The organism is Streptomyces sp. NPDC050842 (assembly GCF_044456565.1).
In the GTDB taxonomy this organism is placed as follows: domain Bacteria; phylum Actinomycetota; class Actinomycetes; order Streptomycetales; family Streptomycetaceae; genus Streptomyces.
Map to the genome: position 1 here is coordinate 252,065 of NZ_JBITGA010000003.1, position 19,238 is coordinate 271,302.

Sequence of the window (19,238 nt, forward strand, 5' to 3'; positions counted from 1 at the left end):
TTAGCCTAACCTAATTTTAGAACGCAATGACCCCCCAACCCGTCAGGGTCGGGGGGTCATTGGGGAAGGGAGGGAAGAGGAGGGCCCTTGGTCGGCTACGCGTCTTCCTGCGTCTCGTCCGGCACCTCGCGCAGGGCGTCCTCGGACAGCCCCTTGCGCCAGTAGCCGACGAACGTCACCCGCCTGCGGTCGAGTTCGCGCTCGCGCACGAAGTGGCGGCGCAGCGCCTTCACCGCGCCGGACTCGCCCGCGATCCAGACGTACGGAGCCTCGCCGGGCAGCTCGGCGCCGCGGACCGCGTCCACGGCGGAGGGCGCCCCCTCCTCCCGTACGAGCCAGGTGACCGTGGCGTCCGCCTCGGTCGCGAGGTCCATGCGGTCGCCGGAGTACGGCACTTCGAGGAACACCTGCGCCCGGGTCTCGGCCGGCAGCCACTCCAGGATCGCCGAGGCGGCCGGCAGGGCCGTCTCGTCCGCCCAGATCAGCACGGAGTCGGCGTCCGCGGGGAGCTGGAAGCGGACACCCGTGTTCGCGGCGACCGCCGGACCGAGGACGACCACGCGGTCGCCCGGTGTGGCACGGCCGGCCCAGCGGCAGGCGGGTCCGACGCCCGCCGCGCCGGCGGCCGATGTCTCAGCGTGGATGGCGAAGTCGATGTCGATCTCGTTCGGATCCGTGCGCTGCTCGCGGACGGTGTACGAGCGCATCACGGCCCGCTCGTCGTCCGGCATGGCCCGCCAGGCGCCCAGGATCGCGTACATGTCCGGGTCGTCCAGCGGCGGCAGGACGGGCGCCTCCTGGCCGGGGTGCGGCAGGAAGAGCGAGAGCGACTGGTCGCGGCCCCCGGCGGCGAACCTCTTCAGGTCCTCGCCGGTGAAGGTGACGCGGACCAGCGACGGGCCGAGCCGCCGGGTCCGGTCGACCTGGAGGGAGAAGAACTGGAACGGGGCGGTCTCGGCGGTCGTCACGGGTCAGGACACCTTCTTCGCGTTCTCCAGGGCCTTCGCCAGGTCCTCGAGGAGCGGGGCGCACTTGGCGTAGGAGTAGACGGGCTCGGTCACGCGCGGGATGACCTGGCCGGCCTTGACGGCGGCCAGCGCGCCCCAGGTCGGCTTGGCCTTCAGCTGCTCCGGCTGGAGGGTGCCGGTGCGGTTGTCGAGCATGATGACGTCGGCCTGGTACTTGTCGACGTTCTCCCAGCTGAGGCCCTCGAACCAGCCGCCCTGGTCCAGCTTGGTCGGGACGACCAGGTTGACGCCCAGCTCCTTGAAGAAGAGCGTGTCGGTCGGGCGGACCGGGGTGGAGACGTAGAACAGGTCGGGGGAGCCGGAGCCGATGAGGACCTTGATGTCCTTCTTGGCCTTGGCGGCCTTGCGGACGCGCTCGGCGGCGGCCTCGAAGCGGGCCTTGTCGGCCTTGATCTGCGCGGTCTGCACGTCGGCGCCGAGCGAGGCGGCCAGGTCGGCGTGGCGCTGGAGGACGGCCGGCATCGACAGGTCCGAGGCCCACAGGGCGACGCTCGGGGCGATCTTGAGGATCTTGTCCTTCTGCTCCGCCGGGACGTACCAGAGGTCGTTCTTCTCCCACATGTCCGTGATGAGGACCTCGGGGTTGAGCTTGAGGTACTCCTCGATCTTGAACTCGCCCCAGACGTTGCCGATGACCGCGACCTTGTTGATGTCGAGGTCGCCCGCCTGGACGTCCGGCTTCCGCTCCTTGGTCTTCGGGTCCTCGACGTAGGTCGGGCCGAAGACGCCGACGGTCTCGATGCCGAAGTCGTGCAGGGCGGCGGCCGTACCGGTGAAGGCGACGATCCGCTTCGGGGTGGACTTCGCCTTCACGGTCAGGCCGCGGTCGTCCTTGAACTCCCAGGGGCCGGACTTCGCCGAGGCGGAGGGGGCGGTGGAGCCGCCGTCCTTCTTCGTCTCGCCGCCGCAGGCGGCGAGCGCGGCGCCGAGCCCGAGAGCGCCGCCCGCGGCCAGCAGGCCGCGACGGGTGAGATGGGTGGCGCGGGCGGTGCTGGGCATGGCGGAGTCGCTTTCGGTACGAGGTACGAGACGAGGTGCGAGCCAGTGTCGGCCGGGGCAAGTCGAAGATAGGTTAGCCTAACCTCACGTTTCGTCGACAGGGTGGAACTTCCCCCGACGGCTGTGACGCTCACTACTCCTGACGAGGCGAAGGACGCGCCCCGCGCGGCGCGCCGCAAGGGGCGGGCGGGGCGCCAGCCGGACCATGGGCGGGATGGCCAACGTCGACACGACCGCGAACGCCTCGGATCCGCCGGACCCCCGCACGTCCACGACTACGACGACGTCTCCGTCCACGTCCACCTCCGCCGGGCCACCACCCGGATCGCCGCTCTGGCCGGCCGGGCTCGCGGTGCTCTTCACCCTCGCCCAACTGGCCCTGGTCGTCCCGGGGTCGGGCCTCGGCTGGGACGAGGCGGTGTACGTCAGCCAGGTCGGCGGCAACGCCCCGGCCGCCTTCTTCAGCGCCCCCCGCGCCCGGGGCGTCTCGTACCTCGTCGCCCCGGTGGCCGCGGTCACCGACTCCACGGCCGCGATCCGTGTCTACCTCGCCGTGCTGTCCGGGGCCGCCCTCTGGGGAGCACTTCGGGCCTGGCGCGGAATCCTGCCCTCGTCGGTGCTGACGGCGGGAGGCGCGCTGTTCGCCGGGCTGTGGGTCACGCTGTTCTACGGCCCGCGGGTCATGCCCAACCTCTGGTGCGCGTTCGGCGCGCTGGCCGCGGTGGGCTTCTTCCTGCGGTTCGCCGACGGCGGCCGCGGGGGTGTGGCCGGTCGTGCGGCGCTCGGGGGGCTCGGGCTCACCGTGGCCGGGGTCACCCTGTTCCGGCCCGGCGACGGACTCTGGCTCGTTCTGCCGCTCGGCGCCGCGGCGCTGCTGGTGCCCGCCTGGCGGCGCCGCGCCGCCGTGCTCACCGCCGTGCTCGCGGGAGGGCTAGCGCTCGGAGCGCTGCCGTGGATCGCCGAGGCGTACGCGCACTACGGCGGCCTCGCCGCGCGACTGCGGCGCGCCGGGGAGATCCAGGGCTCGCTGGGCTGGTACCTGTCCGTGGACGACCACGCGCGCGCTCTCGCCGGCCGCACCCTGTGCCGGCCCTGCGACGTGCCCTGGGAGCACCCGTTCACCGCGGTGTGGTGGTTCCTGCTGCCGGCGGCCGTCGCCGCCGGAACGGTCGCCGCCTTCCGCGCCGGCCGGGGAGCCCCGGCCCTGCTCGCCGCCCTGACCGCGGCCGCGCTGGCCGCTCCGTACCTCTTCACCGTCGGCTACGCGGCCCCCCGCTTCCTGCTCCCCGCGTACGCCCTGCTGGCCGTGCCCGTCGGCGAGTGCGCCGTGTCCCTGCTCGCCGGGGTGCGCCCCGCGCGGCGCCGGACGGCCGCCGCTCTGCTCGCCGTCGCCCTGCTCGGACACCTCGCGGTGCAGTACGCCGTGCTCGACCGGGCCGTCAGCAACAGCCGTGCCGTACGGGCCCGATTCACCACCGTCGCGACCGCGCTGCACGGTCTCGGCGTCCGGCCGCCCTGCCTGGTCACCGGCCGCGAGTACGTGCTGATCGGCTACTACGCGGGCTGTTCCTCCCGTCAGCCGCGCGGGCACGACGAGAGCATCACCCCGGCCGGTATCGCCGCGGCCGCCCGTCGGATGCCGGTGGCGGTCATCGTGCCCGCCGGCGCCGCACCGCCCGGCTACGCCCACGCCTGGCGCTCCGTGCGGCTCCCGTCGGCCGATGGCTGGGAGGACTACGACGCGTACGTCTCGCCCCGTACGCGGCGGTGACCGACACGGTGGCGTTGCCGCCGCTCCGTACGGGGCTGCCGACACGGCCGTGCCCGCCGCCCCGGGGAGGAGCGGCGGGCACGGTTCCGTACACGCGTCGAGGATCAGGCCGGGAGGCCCAACTCCCGGGCGATCAGCATCCGCTGGACCTCGCTCGTGCCCTCGCCGATCTCCAGGATCTTCGAGTCGCGCCACATGCGGGCCACCGGATACTCGTTCATGAAGCCGTAGCCGCCGTGGATCTGGGTCGCGTCACGGGCGTTGTCCACCGCCACCGTGGAGGAGTACAGCTTCGCGATCGCCGCCTCCTTCTTGAACGGCTCGCCCATGACCAGCCGCGAGGCCGCGTCCCGCCAGCCGATCCGGGACATGTGCGCCTTCGTCTCCATGTCGGCGATCATGAACTGGATGGCCTGGTTGTCGGCGATCGGACGGCCGAAGGCGTGGCGCTCGTGCGCGTACTTCACCGACTCGTCCACACAGCCCTGCGCGAGCCCGGTCCCCAGCGCCGCGATCGCGACCCGGCCCTCGTCCAGGATCCGCAGGAACTGCGCGTAGCCGCGGCCCTCCTCGCCCAGGAGGTTCTCCACCGGGACGCGGACGTCGGAGAAGGAGAGCTCGCGGGTGTCCGAGGCGTTCCAGCCGACCTTGGAGTACGGGGCGGCGACCGTGAAGCCCGGCGTGCCGGACGGGACGATGATCGAGGAGATCAGCGGGCGGCCGTCGGGCTTGCGGCCGGTGACCGCCGTGACCGTCACCAGACCCGTGATGTCCGTACCGGAGTTGGTGATGAAGCACTTCGAGCCGTTGATGACCCACTCGTCGCCGTCGCGGACGGCGGTGGTGCGGGTGCCGCCGGCGTCGCTGCCCGCGCCCGGCTCCGTCAGACCGAACGCGCCGAGCATCTCGCCGCTGGTCAGCTTCGGCAGCCACTCCCGCTTCTGCTCCTCCGTGCCGAAACGGAAGACCGGCATGGCGCCGAGGGAGACGCCCGCCTCCAGGGTGATGGCGACGGAGGAGTCGACGCGGGCGAGCTCCTCCAGGGCGATGCCGAGCGCGAGGTAGTCACCGCCCATACCGCCGTACTCCTCGGGGAACGGCAGACCGAACAGGCCCATGCGGCCCATCTCGGCGACGATCTCGTACGGGAACTCGTGCCGCTCGTAGTAGTCGCCGATCTTCGGGGCGACGACGTCGTGCGCGAAGGCCTCGACGGTGCGGCGGAGTTCCTGGTGCTCTTCGGAGAGCCGGTGGTCGAGGGACATGGCGGTGGTCACTCCTTGTGGGAGAGGGCGCGGACGGTACGGGAAGGGCTGGGCCGGCCCAACTGCTCGGCCATCCACCCGCTCGTGGCGGTGAGGGCGGCCAGATCGACCCCGGTCTCGATGCCGAGACCGTCGAGCATCCACACGAGATCCTCGGTGGCGAGATTGCCGGTCGCGCTCTTCGCGTACGGGCAGCCGCCGAGGCCGCCGGCGGAGGCGTCGACCGTCGTCACCCCGTGCCGCAGCGCGGCGAGGGTGTTGGACAGGGCCTGCCCGTAGGTGTCGTGGAAGTGCACGGCGATACGGGACGTGGGGACCCCGGCCTCGTTCAGCGCCGTCAGGAGCGCCTGGACGTGGCCCGGGGTGGCGACGCCGATCGTGTCGCCGAGGCTCAGCTCGTCGCAGCCCATCTCGGCGAGCGCCTTCGTGACGCGGACGACCTGCTCGACGGGGACGGCGCCCTCCCAGGGGTCGCCGAAGCACATCGACAGATAGCCGCGGACCTTCAGCCCCGCCTCTATGGCGCGGGTGACCGTCGGCGCGAAGAGCGCGAGCGCCTCGTCGACGGTCCGGTTGAGGTTGGCCTTCGCGAAGGACTCGGTCGCGGAGGCGAAGACCGCGATCTCCCGCGCCCCGAGCGCGAGCGCCCGGTCGAGGCCGCGCTCGTTCGGCACGAGGACCGGGAGGCGGACGGGCAGGTCGCGGACGAGCGGGAACAGCTCCTCGGCGTCGGCCAGCTGGGGCACCCACTTCGGGTGCACGAAGCTGGTCGCCTCGACCGTGTCCAGACCGGCGGCGGCGAGCCGCCGGATGAACTCGGCCTTCACGTCCGTCGGGACGGCCGACTTCTCGTTCTGCAGCCCGTCGCGCGCGCCGACCTCGTGGATCCGGACCCGGGCCGGGAGCCCGGGATCGGGGACGGTCATGGGCAGTCCGGTGGCGGTCACGATTCCTCCCGGGGGGCGACGACGGCCAGGATCTGGTCCATGGCGACGGTGGAGCCGGGCGTGACGTCGAGCTCGGTGACGGTGCCGGCGTGCGGGGCGGAGATGACGTGCTCCATCTTCATCGCCTCGACGACGAGCAGACTCTGCCCGGCCTCGACCTCGTCCCCGACGGCCACCTTGACGACGGTGACGGTGCCGGGCATCGGCGCGGCGAGCGTGTCGGCCCCGCCGTGCTTGGCCCCGCTGAGCGCGGCCTCGACGGGATCGTGGTCGAGCACGTGCCAGGAATCGCCGTCCCGGCCCAGCCAGTTGCCGCTGCGGTGGAAGTGATGGGTGACCCCGTCCACCGTGACCATCACCGAGGAGTCCGTGACCCGGGCACCGCCCGATGCCTCGACCACCACCGGTTCGCTTCCCGGTACGCGTACGGGGAAGGGCAGCGGCGCCGGGCGACCGCCGAGCCGGAAGCCGTTCGGCACCGAGAACGGGTCCGTCCAGCCCTCCCGGGGCGCCGGGGCCAGCCCGGCGAGCCGTACGGCCGCCGCGGCCGCGTACACCTCGGTCGGGACGCCCTCCGGGATCAGGCTCTCCGCGTCCCGTTCCACCAGGCCCGTGTCCAGGTCGCCCGCGACGACGTCCTCGTGGGCCAGCAGCCTCCGCAGGAAGCCCGCGTTCGTGGGGACGCCGAGGGTGACCGTGTCGGCGAGGGCCGCGCGCAGCTTGCGGAGGGCCGTGGGGCGGTCCTTCGCGTGGACGATGACCTTCGACAGCATCGGGTCGTAGAGCGAGGACACCTCCGTGCCCTGCGACAGGCCCGAGTCCGTACGGACCCCCGCGCCCTGCGGCTCGTTCAGCGAGAGGACCGTGCCGCCCGAGGGGAGGAAGCCCCGCGCGGGGTCCTCCGCGCAGATGCGGGCCTCGATCGCCCAGCCGGTCAGGTGGATGTCGTCCTGGGTGAAGGGGAGCGCTTCGCCGGAGGCGACCCGCAGCTGCCACTCCACCAGGTCGATGCCCGTGACCAGCTCCGTCACCGGGTGCTCGACCTGGAGGCGGGTGTTCATCTCCATGAAGTAGTACGCCGACGGGTCGACGCCCGGCACGATGAACTCGACCGTGCCCGCGCCCACATAGCCGCAGGAGCGCGCCGCCTCCACCGCCGCCGCGCCCATCGACGCCCGGATCTCCGGCGTGAGGAGGACGGAGGGCGCCTCCTCGATGATCTTCTGGTGGCGGCGCTGGAGCGAGCACTCGCGCTCGCCCAGGTGGATCACGTTCCCGTGGGTGTCCGCCAGGACCTGGATCTCGATGTGCCGGGGCCGGTCGATCCACCGCTCCACGAGCAGCGTGTCGTCGCCGAAGGAGGAGCGCGCCTCCCGCCGCGCCGCCGCGATCTCGTCCTCCAGGACCGCCAGGTCCCGGACGAGCCGCATGCCCTTTCCGCCGCCGCCGGCGGACGGCTTGAGCAGGACGGGCGCGCCCAGCTCGCGGGCCGCCTCGACCAGATCGGGGTCGGCGGCACCGGGCACGACGGGCACGCCCGCCGCCTTCACGGTCTCCTTCGCCCGGATCTTGTCGCCCATGAGGGAGATCGCCTCGGCGGTCGGGCCGATGAAGACCAGACCCGCGTCCGCGCACGCCCGCGCGAACGCGGCGTTCTCCGCGAGGAACCCGTACCCCGGGTGCACGGCCTGCGCCCCGGTGCGGGCGGCCGCGTCGAGGAGCGCCGGGACGGACAGGTACGACTCGGCGGCCGGCGGCGGACCGATCCGTACCGCCGTGTCCGCCTCCCGTACGTGCCGGGCGTCGGCGTCCGCGTCGCTGTACACGGCCACCGAGCGCACGCCCATCTCCCGCAGGGTGCGGATGACGCGGACGGCGATCTCGCCTCGGTTGGCCACGAGGACGGTGTCGAACATGCTGTGCATCTCCTGGGGGCCCTTCACATCCGGAAGACGCCGAACTGGGGGTCACCCAGGGGCGCGTTGGCACAGGCGGTCAGGGCGAGGCCGAGGACCTGCCGGGTCTCCATCGGGTCGATGACCCCGTCGTCCCACAGCCGGGCGCTCGCGTAGTAGGCGCTGCCCTGGGTCTCGTACTGCTCGCGGATCGGCGCCTTGAAGGCCTCCTCGTCGTCCGCGCTCCACTCGTCGCCGAGCTGGTCCCGCTTCACCGTCGCGAGGACGGACGCGGCCTGCTCGCCGCCCATGACGGAGATCTTGGCGTTGGGCCACATCCACAGGAAGCGGGGGGAGTACGCCCGGCCGCACATCGAGTAGTTGCCCGCGCCGTACGAACCGCCGACGACGACCGTCAGCTTCGGGACCCGCGTGGTGGCCACGGCCGTGACCATCTTGGCGCCGTGCTTGGCGATGCCGCCGTGCTCGTACGCCTTGCCGACCATGAAGCCGGTGATGTTCTGGAGGAAGACGAGCGGGATCCCGCGCTGGTCGCACAGCTCGATGAAGTGCGCGCCCTTCTGGGCCGACTCGGCGAACAGGATGCCGTTGTTGGCGACGATCCCGACCGGGTGGCCGTGGATGCGGGCGAAGCCGGTGATCAGCGTCTGCCCGTACTCGGACTTGAACTCCTGGAAGCGGGAGCCGTCCACGACCCGGGCGATCACCTCGCGCACGTCGTACGGGGTACGGGAGTCCACCGGCACCGCGCCGTAGAGCCCGGCCGGGTCCACCTTCGGCTCCTCGGCCTGCTCGACCGACCAGGGGAGCGGGCCGCGCTCGGGGAGCGTGGCGACGATGTTCCGCACGATCCGCAGGGCGTGGGCGTCGTCCTCCGCGAGGTGGTCGGTGACGCCGGAGATCCGGGAGTGGACCTCGCCGCCGCCCAGCTCCTCCGCGGTGACGACCTCGCCGGTCGCCGCCTTCACGAGCGGCGGACCGCCCAGGAAGATCGTGCCCTGGTTCCGGACGATCACGGCCTCGTCGCTCATCGCCGGGACGTACGCGCCGCCCGCCGTGCACGAGCCGAGGACGGCCGCGATCTGCGGGATGCCCGCGCCGGACATCCGGGCCTGGTTGTAGAAGATCCGGCCGAAGTGCTCCCGGTCCGGGAAGACCTCGTCCTGCATCGGCAGGAACGCGCCGCCCGAGTCGACCAGGTAGAGGCAGGGGAGACGATTCTCCAGCGCCACCTCCTGGGCGCGCAGGTGCTTCTTCACCGTCATCGGGTAGTACGTGCCGCCCTTGACCGTGGCGTCGTTGGCGACGATCACGCACTCGCGGCCCGAGACCCGGCCGATGCCGGCGATGACCCCGGCGGCGGGCGCCTGGTCGCCGTACATCCCGTTCGCCGCCAGCGGGGCCAGCTCCAGGAAGGGCGAGCCCGGGTCCAGGAGGGTGTCCACGCGGTCCCGCGGCAGCAGCTTCCCGCGCGCCGTGTGCCGGGCGCGGGACTTCTCACCGCCCCCCAGCGCGGCGGCGGCGAGCTTGGCGCGCAGGGTCGCGGCCAGCTCGTGGTGCGCTGCCTCGTTGGCCTGCCAGGCCGCGGACGCGGGGTCCGCCGCGCTCGTCAGCACAGGTGCCTGCTGCATCCCTCGAGCTCCCTTGCTCGGTTAATGAGCGTTAACGTATGTCGCTCAGGTTAACGACCGCTAACCGGGTTGTCTAGAATCGATCGCATGACCACGACCGCCAGGACCACCGCACCGACGCGACGCGAGCAGATCCTCAAAGAGGCCGCCCGCCTGTTCGCCGAGCGCGGCTTCCACGGGGTGGGCGTGGACGAGATAGGGGCGGCCGTCGGCATCAGCGGACCCGGGCTCTACCGCCACTTCCCGGGCAAGGACGCGATGCTCGCCGAGCTGCTCGTCGGCATCAGCGAGCGGCTCCTCACGGGCGGCCGCATCCGGGTCGGCGAGACCACCGGCGACCCCGAGGCCGTGCTCGCCTCCCTCGTCGACGGCCACATCGACTTCGCCCTCGACGACCGGCCGCTGATCACGCTGCACGACCGGGAGCTCGACCGGCTCAAGGACGAGGACCGCAAGCGGGTGCGGCAGCTCCAGCGGCAGTACGTGGAGCTGTGGGTGCCGGTGGTGCGGGAGCTGTACCCGGCCGTGGGCGAGGCCGAGGTCCGGACCACCGTCCACGCCGTCTTCGGCCTCCTGAACTCGACCCCGCACCTGGCCGCGCTGGGGCGCGAACCCATGGAGGCGCTGCTGCGCCGGCTGGCGCACGGGGCGTTCGGAGCGCTGGCGGCCGAGTAGGGGGCGGGAGGGGCCCGGGTCCGGGAACCGGGACGGGCCGCTCGTCACGCAGCGTCCCGGGTCCGGGAACCGGGACGGGCTGCTCGTCACGCAGCGCACTCGGACAGAATGAACCCCATGCCGATACTCAGCCGCCCCGCCCTTGTCGAGCACCTCGTCCGTACTCGGATCGCCGGAGACGTCGCCACGCCGCGCGACAACAACCTCTCCCACTACAGAAAGCTCGCCAACGGCGACCGGCACTACTGGCTCGGTCTGGAGCTGGGTGACCGCTGGACCGACGAGCAGGACGTGCTCGCCGTGATGGCCGAGCGGTGCGGTGTCGTCGACGATCCGGCCCACCGGACCGGCCAGGACACCATCGACCCCGAGCTGACCGTCGACGGCCTCGACCGGATGGCCGCCCGGCTCCGCAAGGCCGCCGCCGGCAAGGAGCGGGTCCTCTTCGCGACCGGCCACCCGGGCGCGCTCATCGACGTCCACAGCCGGGTCGCCGCCGCGCTGCGCGCCCAGGGCTGCGACATCGTCCGCATCCCCGGCGGGCTGATCGCCGACGAGGGGTACGTCGTGCAGTTCGCCGACGTCGCCGTCTTCGAGCGCGGCGCCACGCTCTGGCACACCCACTCCCCGGAGCCGATGAACGCGATCCTCGACGCGCTCGGCGAGGAGGGCCGCCCCGACCTGGTCGTCGCGGACCACGGCTGGGCCGGGCGCGCGGGCCAGCGCGGCATCGACTCCGTCGGTTACGCGGACTGCAACGACCCCGCCCTGTTCATCGGGGAGGCCGAGGGCACGATGCAGGTGACGATCCCGCTCGACGACCACGTGATCGACCCCCGCTCCTACGAGCCGATGACGGCGTACACGCTGGATGCCTCAGGCCTCCTCTGAGGGCCTGGCCCGGCGCCGGCCCAGGCCCGGCGTCGGGTCCAGGTACACGCGGATGATCGCCGGGAACCGCTCGTGGAGCTGGGCCTCGGCGTCCTCGCAGGCCCATTCGATCTGCTCCGCCGAGGCGACGTCCCGGAAGTCGATCTTCGCGGCGACCAGGACCTCGGAGGGCCCCTGGATGAGAGTCGTCAGCTCGACGACGTCCACGATGTGCGGGACGGTGAGCAGCTCCTCGCGGACCGCGTCCCGCATGTACCGGGGCAGCGGCCGGCCGATGAGCAGTTCGGCGTTGGAGCGGCCGAGGACCCAGGCCACGTACACGAGCAGGAGGCCGATGAGGATCGAGGCGACGCCGTCCCAGACGCCGGAGCCGGTGATCTGGCCGCCGAGCAGGCCGCCCGCCGCCAGCATGAGGCCGGCCAGGGCGGCCGAGTCCTCCATGACCACCGCCTTGACGGTGGTGTCGGCGGTGAACCGCAGATAGCGGCTGAGCGGGGCTTTCATCCGCTCCGCCTCGGCCTGGACCTGCTTGATCCCGGTCCGCAGGGAGAAGCCCTCCAGGACGAACGCGACGCCGAGGACGATGTACGAGACGAGCGGATCGCCGAGCTCCTCGCCGTGGACGAGGGTGTGGATGCCGTCGTAGACCGAGAAGACCGCGCCGCCGACGAAGGTCGCGACGGCCGCCAGCATCGCCCACACGTACCGCTCGCCCGCGTACCCGACGGGATGGTCCTCGTCGGCGGGCTTCTCGCTCCGCTTGAGCGCGGTGAGCAGCATGCCCTCGGTGACGGTGTCGGCGACCGAGTGCGCGGCCTCCGACAGCATCGCGCTCGACCCGCTGATGACACCCGCGACGGCCTTGGCGACGGCGATCCCGAGGTTCGCCGCCGCCGCCACGATCACGGTGAAGGTGCTCTCGCCGTTCCCGGTGCCTGCGCTGTTCCCCGCGCTCGCGCCGGTTCCCGGGTTTTCGCCGTTATCCGCCATGACCGGACGGTATGTCCGATCATCAGCGCGGAACGCGAACGACACCCTCCTGGATCACGGAGATCGCCAGCTTCCCGTCCTGGGTCCAGATCCGGGCCTGGCCGAGTCCGCGCCCGCCGGAGGCGGAGGGGGACTCCTGGTCGTAGAGGAGCCATTCGTCGGCCCGGAAGGGCCGGTGGAACCACATCGCGTGGTCGAGGGAGGCCCCGACGACGTCCCCGACGGCCCAGCCGCCCCGCCCGTGCGCGAGCAGGACGGAGTCGAGCAGCGTCATGTCGGAGACGTACGTCGCCAGGCAGACGTGCAGCAGGTGGTCGTCCGCCAGCTTGCCGTTCGTACGGAACCACACCTGCGAGCGCGGTTCGCGCGGCTCCCCGACGGAACCCCAGGGCGGGGTGTCGGCGTACCGCAGGTCCACCGCGGCCCGCGCCTCGACCAGCCGGTTCGCGACGTCCGCCGGCAGGTGCCGGGGCAGCATCTCGGCGGCCGTCGGCAGCGACTCCGGGTCCGGCGCGGCCGGCATCTCCGACTGGTGGTCGAGCCCCTCCTCGTACGCCTGGAAGGAGGCGGAGAGGTGGAAGATCGGCTGCCCGTGCTGGACGGCGACGACCCGGCGGGTGGTGAAGGAACGGCCGTCGCGGATGCGGTCGACCGTGTAGACGATCGGCGCGCCCGGGTCCCCGGGGCGAAGGAAGTACGCGTGCAGGGAGTGCGCGAGACTTGGGGCCTCCCCTGCTCGAGCGGAGCCGAGAGCTTGGGGAACCTCGGGCAACGTCCTGCCCGCCGCCACCAGCGCCTGGGCGGCCACCTGGCCGCCGAAGACGCGGGGGACGACGGCGGAGCGGGACTGCCCCCGGAAGATGTCCCGCTCGATCCGCTCCAGGTCGAGCAGATCGAGCAGGGCATCCAGTGCGTCGTGCGGGTGGGGCACTTACAGGCCCATCGACTTCGCGATGATCGACTTCATGATCTCGCTGGTGCCGCCGTAGATGCGGTTGACGCGGTTGTCGGCGTAGAGGCGGGCGATCGGGTACTCGTTCATGTAGCCGTAGCCGCCGTGCAGCTGGAGGCAGCGGTCGATGACGCGGTGCGCGACCTCGGTGCAGAAGAGCTTGGCGCTCGCGGCCTCGGCCGGGGACAGCTCGCCGGCGTCCAGGGCCTCCAGGGCGCGGTCGGCGACGGCCTCGGCCGCGTCCACCTCGGCCTGGCAGGCGGCCAGCTCGAACTTGGTGTTCTGGAAGGAGGCGACCGGCTTGCCGAAGACCGTGCGGTCCGTGACGTACTGCTGGGCGAAGCGGACGGCGGCCTTGGCCTGGGCGTAGGCGCCGAAGGCGATGCCCCAGCGCTCGGAGGCCAGGTTGTGGCCGAGGTAGGAGAAGCCCTTGCCCTCCTCGCCCATCAGGTCCTCGACCGGGACCTTGACGTCGACGAAGGCCAGCTCGGCCGTGTCGGAGGTGCGCAGGCCCAGCTTGTCCAGCTTGCGGCCGATGGAGTAGCCCTCGGACTTGGTGTCCACGGCGAAGAGCGAGATGCCGAAGCGGCGGTCGTCGGCCGACGGGGCGGACGTCCGGGCGCAGACGATCACGCGGTCGGCGTGGACGCCGCCGGTGATGAAGGTCTTCGAGCCGTTGAGGACGTAGTGCGTGCCGTCCTCGGAGAGCTTGGCGGTGGTCTTCATGCCCGCGACGTCGGAGCCGGTGCCCGGCTCGGTCATCGCCAGCGCCCACATCTCCTCGCCGGTGACGAACTTCGGCAGGTAGCGCTTCTTCTGCTCGTCGGTGGAGAGCATCTTGATGTAGGGGAGGGCGAGCAGCACGTGCACGCCGGAGCCGCCGAACTGGACGCCCGCGCGCGAGGTCTCCTCGTACAGGACGGCCTCGAACTTGTGGGTGTCCAGGCCCGCGCCGCCGAACTCCTCGGGCACGTTGATGCCGAAGATGCCCAGCTCGCCGAGCTTGTCGTAGAACTCGCGGGGCGCCTGGCCCGCCGCGAACCAGTCGTCGTAGACGGGGACGACCTCGGCCTCGATGAAGGCGCGGATGGTCTCCCGGAACGCCTCGTGGTCCTCGTTGAATACGGTACGGCGCACGGTGCGTCTCCTCCGGTGTGCGGGCGGGCCCAGTTGTCTAAGCGCTTGCTCAGTCTGTCGTCAACGAAGTTACCCATCGGTCACCCACCCTGTCCAGACTCCTCGCCTGTGATCCAGGCCCGCCCCACGGAGTCGTACCCGTACACGGGCCGCCCCTTCGCCCCGCTCGTCCGGAAGGGCGTGCCGTCCTCGTCCCCGATCCGGACCGTGCCCCGGCGCCCCTCCGAGCTCCACTCCAGCTCCAGGTACCAGCGGCAGTCGCACCCCGCCGCCCCCGCCGAGACCAGCAGCTCCTCCGGCTCGGCGGCGCTGACCGTGTACGGGAAGGAGACCGCCGGCAGCGTCCGGCCCTCCTCCCCGGAGGCGTCGTACCCGTCCAGCGCCCGCGCCACCGGCCGCGGCCGGTCCAGGTCCACCTCGAAACGGCGCGGCGTCACCGCCCCGCCGCACCCGTCGTCCATCCGGTACGCCGCCCACGGCAGCGGCGCGCCCCGCTGCACCACCCGCACGTGCAGCGCCTGGAGCACCACCGCTGCCGCGCCCTTCCCCTGCACCGACACCCGCACCAGCGTCTCCCCGCCGTGCACGGCCCCCTGCGCCGTCGCCCAACTCCGCGCGTCGGCCGACTCCGGCGGGGGAGGGGGCGTCCGCTCCACGAGGTAGGTGTGCCCGCACCCGTTCTTCCAGATGTGCGAGGCGGCCGTCCACGTCAGCGGCGCCGGTGGTTCGGCGGCCCGCTCCCGGGCCTTCCCGGGCAGGAGTACGGCTCCGAGCGTCACCGTCCCCACGACCGCCAGCGCCCCGCCGACCACGCCCGCCCACCCCCACCGGCGCCTCCGCCGCTCGGACGGGAGGCCCGGCACGCGCGCGTGCACGGGTGCCAGCTCGGGCTCGGACGCTGGCTCCGGGACCGGCTCGGGCTCGGACGCAGGCTCCGGGGCCGGCTCGGGCTCGGACGCTGGCTCCGGGGTCGGCGCGGGCTCCGGAGCGGGCTTCGGTTCCGGGCCGGGCTCGGGCTCCGCGTCGGGCTCCGCGTCGGGCTCCGCGTCGGGCTCCGGCACCGGAGGGCGACGGGTGCGGTCCGCGCGGTTCCAGGCCACCTCCAGGGCCCGCCGCTCCTCCTCGTCCGCCCCGCACAGCAGGGCGAGGCGGTCGACCACGGCGAACTCCTCCGGGACGGTCGCGCCCGAGCAGTAGCGGTGGAGGGTGGACGCGCTGACGCTCAGGCGCCGGCCCAGCGCCGCGTAACTGCGCCCGTCCCGCGCCTTCAGCGCGCGTACGAGCCACGCGAACTCCTCGACGGCGGCGTCCTTCGGCATTCCATCCCCCTCGACCCTGCGTCCCACCCTTCACGTCCTTGCACGTCAGCGGGGGTGGAATGGTTCCGGGACGGATGGTGGGCGCGTCACCGTTGCAGGCGGCGGGCGCCGGCCCGACGCTGGTGGAGCACTGACCGAACGACCCGACGGGGGATCCACCACCATGAACAAGCTCCGTACCGCACTCGCCACCGCCGCCGCTGCCGCCCTGGGCCTCGCGGCCCTCGCCACGGCCCCGGCGCAGGCCGCTGCCCAGCCCGCCTTCCTCGCCGCCTCCCAGATGCCGCCGTCGTCGACGCCGTGGACCGCCACCCAGGTCTTCACCGGCATCCCGGAGAACGGCGGCGCCCTCTGCGCCCCGTACAAGATCCCGGCGCAGAACACCCGTTACCGCGAGTTCAGCACCGAGCTCGACACCAACGGCGTCCAGATCACCACCGTCGCCCGCACCGAGGCCGACGCCGTGAAGCTGGTCGACACCCTCCGCAAGGCCCTCGCCGGCTGCGGGCCCCTGTTGGAGCGGCAGAACCCGGGCCTGCACGCCGTCAGCGCCTCCCACGGCAAGCTCGCCGTCGAGGAGGGCGCCTGGGTCTACAGCCTGGACACCGCCGACCCGCAGATCGGCAACACCGACATCCACCTCTTCTCCGTCGGCCGCGACGGCCGGACCGTCACCCTCGTCCGCTGGGGCCAGATGGGCGACTTCAAGGACGCCCCGCTGACCGCCTTCAAGGCGACGACCCGTACTGCCGTGAACAAGCTCTGGTCCTGACGCGGTGTCATCCTGACGCGTGCTGAACTACTCAGAGTGACAGTGGAGTCGCAGAGTACCGCCATTCGGGGGATACTGGGACGGGTGTTTCCGACGTCGGCACGCTCGCGCGACGAGCCGAGCAGCCCATCCGTCATCAGACCGGTACCGGTCGGGGGGACCGTTTTTCGAATGTGATGCGAAAGGACGCGTCATGGAACTCGAATCCCTCCCTCTCGAATCCCTCCCTGACGAGGTCGTCGCGGAGATCGAGGTACGGGACCGCTGGAGGCGCGCAACGGCCGCCGACGGCATGGAATTCCTCGTCACCGACATCGGGCGGTGGCCACTGGGCAAGACGGTGCGGGTCGCGTTCCTCGACGGGGACGACCAGTTGCACGCGGACATCGCGGGTGCGACGAAGCAGATCACCGACGCCTGCAACCTGACACTCGACTTCGGACAGAACGGCGGGGCCGGAACGTTCCGGCGATGGACCACGTCCGATACCGTCCTGGCCGCCGAGATCCGGGTCAGCTTCGACCAGCCGGGCTTCTTCTCCCTGGTGGGCACCGACAGCACGGACAGTGCCATCGGTGCGGGAGGAGGCCCGGTCGGGGGCAACCCCGGCCAGCGCAGCCTGAACCTCGGGCGGTTCGCGTCGAACAGGCCGGCCCAGTGGGAGGGCACCGTGCGGCACGAGTTCCTGCACGCACTGGGGTTCCACCACTCCCACCAGAACATGCGCGGCACCTGCGAGGGCGAGTTCCGCTGGGAGGACCCGGCCGGGTACGTCCCCACGCAGGACCCGACCGGTGCCTTCGTGGCGGACGCCCAGGGTCGGCAGCCCGGCATCTACACGTTCCTCGCGGGTGCGCCGAACCGATGGCCGCGCGCGAAGGTGGATCACAACCTGCGCACCGTGGACGCCCCGGATCTCGTCGCCGGGCCCTTCGACGCGAAGTCCGTGATGCTGTACCGGTTCCCGGAGTTCTTCTACAAGTCCACCCCCAGCAGCTGCGCGCCGGCCGGTAACGGGCAGAACCTGTCCGACGGCGACAAGCGCGGGCTCGACCTGCTGTACCCGCACACCATGGGCGCGCTGGCGGACCGTCAGGCCCGTGTCGACGCGGTCCTGGAGTCGCTCGGGGCCGGTCCTGAGGGGGTTCCCGGTGCGAACGGCGGCGACCTGGCCGAGGCGTACCGCAGCCGGGTCGCGGAGCTGGCCGCCGCCCATGCCGCGGGCGTCCACTGACACTTCTCCGAAACAGGGGCGACGCCCGAACGGCCGCCGCGACACCGGAGCGGTGATTCCGGTGAGGGCGTCCTGGGCCCCGCCTCTCACCGGGACTTGAGCGCGAACCACAGCTCCATACGGACGTCCGGGTCGTCCAGGTCCCGGCCCAGGAGTGCGGCGCAGCGGGTGATCCGCTGGCGGACGGTGTTGCGGTGGATGTCCATCGCGACGGCCGTCCGGTCCCAGCCGCCGTGCAGCGAGAGCCACACGCGCAGGGTCTCGGCGAGTGGTTCGGTCAGCGGGGAGAGGAGGGCGCGCGCGTGGGCGGTGGCCTCGTCAGGGTCCACCAGGGCGGCGATCCCGCCCGGGCGGTGCCGGACCAGATCCGCCCCGGTCGCCTCCGCCCGCCTCAGGGCTCGCGCCGCCTGCGCGTCGGCCGCCGCGAGCTCGCACGCCTCGACGGGGGCGCTCACCCCCAGCGTCCAGCCGGTCTGGGCGGTGACGGGGGAGGAGGCCGGCAGGAGTAGGCGTACGGCTCCGAGCGCGGCCTCCGGAGCCGTACCGCCCGGGCCTGCCGCCCCCGGAGCCGTACCGCCCGCGTCCACCAGTGGCGTCCCCAGCGCCGCAGCCAGCGAGGCCGCCGCGAACGGGGTGCCGTCGCCGCCCGAGGCGTGGACCACCGTCCACGGGCCCGGGCCCAGCGTGTCCGCGATCTCCGCCGGGGCCGCGCCCAGGAGCAGCCGGACCAGGGCCCCGTCCCGTACCGTCGCGTCCGCGCCCCGGTGCGGGGCCGTCAGGAGCGAGAGCAGCACCACCGCGACGCCCGCGATCGTGTGGTCGCCGGGATCGCGCCGCTCCGTCGCCACGCCGAGCGTCAGACCGTCCCCGCCGCCCAGCGCGTACGCCGCGAGCCGCCGCCCGCCCCCGTCCCCGCTCGCCGACGCCGGGCCTCTAGGGGGGAGCACCCCCACCAGCTCGCGCAGGGCCCCCGCCGCCTCCGCCGGGATCTCGCGGCCGGCCGCCGCCGACTCCGTACCGTCCGCCCCGAACAGCACCGCCCGCCCGCCCAGCCGGGACGCCAGCGCGCCGAGCACCGCAGGGACCGGGGCGGGCCGGGCCGCGGCCGTCGCCAGGGACTGCTGCGCCTCCGTCACCCGGCGCAGCTCGTGCAGCCGGGCCTCCGCCATCAGCCGCCACAGCGCCCGCGCCACCGCCGTGAAGGGGGTCTTCGGCGGCACCTCGACCAGAGGGAGACCGTGCCGGGCGCAGGCCTCGACGAGCTCCGCCGGGACCGTGTCGTAGACGGGCGTCACCCCGAAGCCGAGCGCCGCCGCCCCCGCCTCCACCACCCGCGCGACGTAGTGCGCCGGGTCGGTGAGCAGGACGCCCGCCGTCATGAGCAGCTCGCCGCCGAGGAGGTACGGATACGGGTCGGCCATCTCCGAGGTGTGCACCCAGTGGAGCGGGACGTCCCCGGACCCGGCGAGCAGCCGGAGTCCGAGGTCCCGGCGGGCGAGCAGCGCGGAGAGCGGGACCGGTGGCGCCGGGGGAGTGGAGGCCGGCTCCCAGGGGGGTGCGGGCGTCATGGGGGTCACGGAGGTCATGGGCCTTTCGTACATCCCCCGCCCGGACGATGGAGGAAACGTACACTTCTTCGCCGCTTTCCGGCCACCTACTGTCGTGACATCCCAGAACCGCGGGTACGGGCGGATGTCCCCGCGATCGACAC

General features: G+C 72.7%; 16 protein-coding genes. 5 read left to right on the forward strand and 11 right to left on the reverse strand.

Features of this window, described 5'->3' with window-relative positions; genetic code table 11:
* Positions 1 to 95: 95 nt before the first annotated feature.
* Together ACIBG6_RS10405 and ACIBG6_RS10410 are read right to left on the reverse strand one after the other, a co-directional pair.
* Positions 96 to 968, reverse strand: coding sequence for a siderophore-interacting protein (locus ACIBG6_RS10405; RefSeq protein ID WP_399222163.1), 873 nt, complete (start codon positions 966 to 968; stop codon positions 96 to 98).
* 3 nt (positions 969 to 971) lie between these two features.
* Positions 972 to 2,027: an ABC transporter substrate-binding protein gene (locus ACIBG6_RS10410; RefSeq protein ID WP_399222164.1), complete on the reverse strand. Its 1,056-nt coding sequence runs from the start codon at positions 2,025 to 2,027 to the stop codon at positions 972 to 974.
* 214 nt (positions 2,028 to 2,241) lie between these two features.
* Between ACIBG6_RS10410 and ACIBG6_RS10415 the strand changes: the two genes are divergently transcribed.
* The gene (locus tag ACIBG6_RS10415) at positions 2,242 to 3,798 is read left to right on the forward strand and encodes a hypothetical protein (protein ID WP_399222165.1); all 1,557 of its coding nucleotides are present in this window, start codon (positions 2,242 to 2,244) and stop codon (positions 3,796 to 3,798) included.
* A gap of 104 nt (positions 3,799 to 3,902) precedes the next feature.
* On the opposite strand, the gene ACIBG6_RS10420 is transcribed toward ACIBG6_RS10415, so the two are convergent.
* From ACIBG6_RS10420 to ACIBG6_RS10435, 4 genes are read right to left on the reverse strand one after another with little or no spacing between them, the layout of a single operon-like run.
* Positions 3,903 to 5,063 carry an acyl-CoA dehydrogenase family protein gene (locus ACIBG6_RS10420; RefSeq protein WP_399222166.1) on the reverse strand — a complete coding sequence of 387 codons (1,161 nt, stop codon included), beginning with the start codon at positions 5,061 to 5,063 and terminating at the stop codon, positions 3,903 to 3,905.
* Positions 5,064 to 5,071: 8 nt separating this feature from the next.
* Positions 5,072 to 5,989, reverse strand: a complete 918-nt coding sequence (locus ACIBG6_RS10425; protein ID WP_399222678.1) for a hydroxymethylglutaryl-CoA lyase — start codon at positions 5,987 to 5,989, stop codon at positions 5,072 to 5,074.
* Between the two features lie 17 nt (positions 5,990 to 6,006).
* Complete coding sequence (locus ACIBG6_RS10430; RefSeq protein WP_399222167.1) at positions 6,007 to 7,935, reverse strand: biotin carboxylase N-terminal domain-containing protein; 1,929 nt, start codon at positions 7,933 to 7,935, stop codon at positions 6,007 to 6,009.
* A gap of 14 nt (positions 7,936 to 7,949) precedes the next feature.
* Positions 7,950 to 9,557, reverse strand: a complete 1,608-nt coding sequence (locus tag ACIBG6_RS10435; protein ID WP_329623315.1) for a carboxyl transferase domain-containing protein — start codon at positions 9,555 to 9,557, stop codon at positions 7,950 to 7,952.
* Positions 9,558 to 9,644: 87 nt separating this feature from the next.
* On the opposite strand from ACIBG6_RS10435, the gene ACIBG6_RS10440 reads away from it, so the two are divergent.
* Positions 9,645 to 10,232, forward strand: coding sequence for a TetR/AcrR family transcriptional regulator (locus ACIBG6_RS10440; RefSeq protein WP_317595390.1), 588 nt, complete (start codon positions 9,645 to 9,647; stop codon positions 10,230 to 10,232).
* Positions 10,233 to 10,349: 117 nt separating this feature from the next.
* Positions 10,350 to 11,123, forward strand: coding sequence for a phosphatase (locus ACIBG6_RS10445; RefSeq protein WP_399222168.1), 774 nt, complete (start codon positions 10,350 to 10,352; stop codon positions 11,121 to 11,123).
* Here the strand turns inward: ACIBG6_RS10445 and ACIBG6_RS10450 are convergent.
* From ACIBG6_RS10450 to ACIBG6_RS10465, 4 genes are all read right to left on the reverse strand, one after another.
* Entirely contained in the window at positions 11,109 to 12,113 is a 1,005-nt protein-coding gene (locus ACIBG6_RS10450; RefSeq protein ID WP_399222169.1) for a cation diffusion facilitator family transporter, read from the reverse strand. The genes ACIBG6_RS10445 and ACIBG6_RS10450 overlap by 15 nt on opposite strands.
* 22 nt (positions 12,114 to 12,135) lie before the next feature.
* On the reverse strand, positions 12,136 to 13,044 hold the full coding sequence (locus ACIBG6_RS10455; protein WP_399222170.1) for an acyl-CoA thioesterase: 909 nt from the start codon (positions 13,042 to 13,044) through the stop codon (positions 12,136 to 12,138).
* A complete protein-coding gene (locus tag ACIBG6_RS10460; protein ID WP_399222171.1) occupies positions 13,045 to 14,202 on the reverse strand; it encodes an acyl-CoA dehydrogenase family protein in 1,158 nt (385 codons plus the stop codon).
* A gap of 80 nt (positions 14,203 to 14,282) precedes the next feature.
* Positions 14,283 to 15,521, reverse strand: a complete 1,239-nt coding sequence (locus tag ACIBG6_RS10465; protein WP_399222172.1) for a helix-turn-helix domain-containing protein — start codon at positions 15,519 to 15,521, stop codon at positions 14,283 to 14,285.
* Between the two features lie 163 nt (positions 15,522 to 15,684).
* Between ACIBG6_RS10465 and ACIBG6_RS10470 the strand changes: the two genes are divergently transcribed.
* On the forward strand, positions 15,685 to 16,293 hold the full coding sequence (locus tag ACIBG6_RS10470) for a hypothetical protein (RefSeq protein WP_399222173.1): 609 nt from the start codon (positions 15,685 to 15,687) through the stop codon (positions 16,291 to 16,293).
* A 193-nt stretch (positions 16,294 to 16,486) separates the two neighbouring features.
* A complete protein-coding gene (locus ACIBG6_RS10475; RefSeq protein ID WP_399222174.1) occupies positions 16,487 to 17,527 on the forward strand; it encodes a hypothetical protein in 1,041 nt (346 codons plus the stop codon).
* An 86-nt stretch (positions 17,528 to 17,613) separates the two neighbouring features.
* On the opposite strand, the gene ACIBG6_RS10480 is transcribed toward ACIBG6_RS10475, so the two are convergent.
* Positions 17,614 to 19,113 (reverse strand): PucR family transcriptional regulator, encoded by a 1,500-nt coding sequence (locus ACIBG6_RS10480; protein WP_399222175.1) that lies wholly within the window; start codon positions 19,111 to 19,113, stop codon positions 17,614 to 17,616.
* Positions 19,114 to 19,238 lie beyond the last annotated feature (125 nt).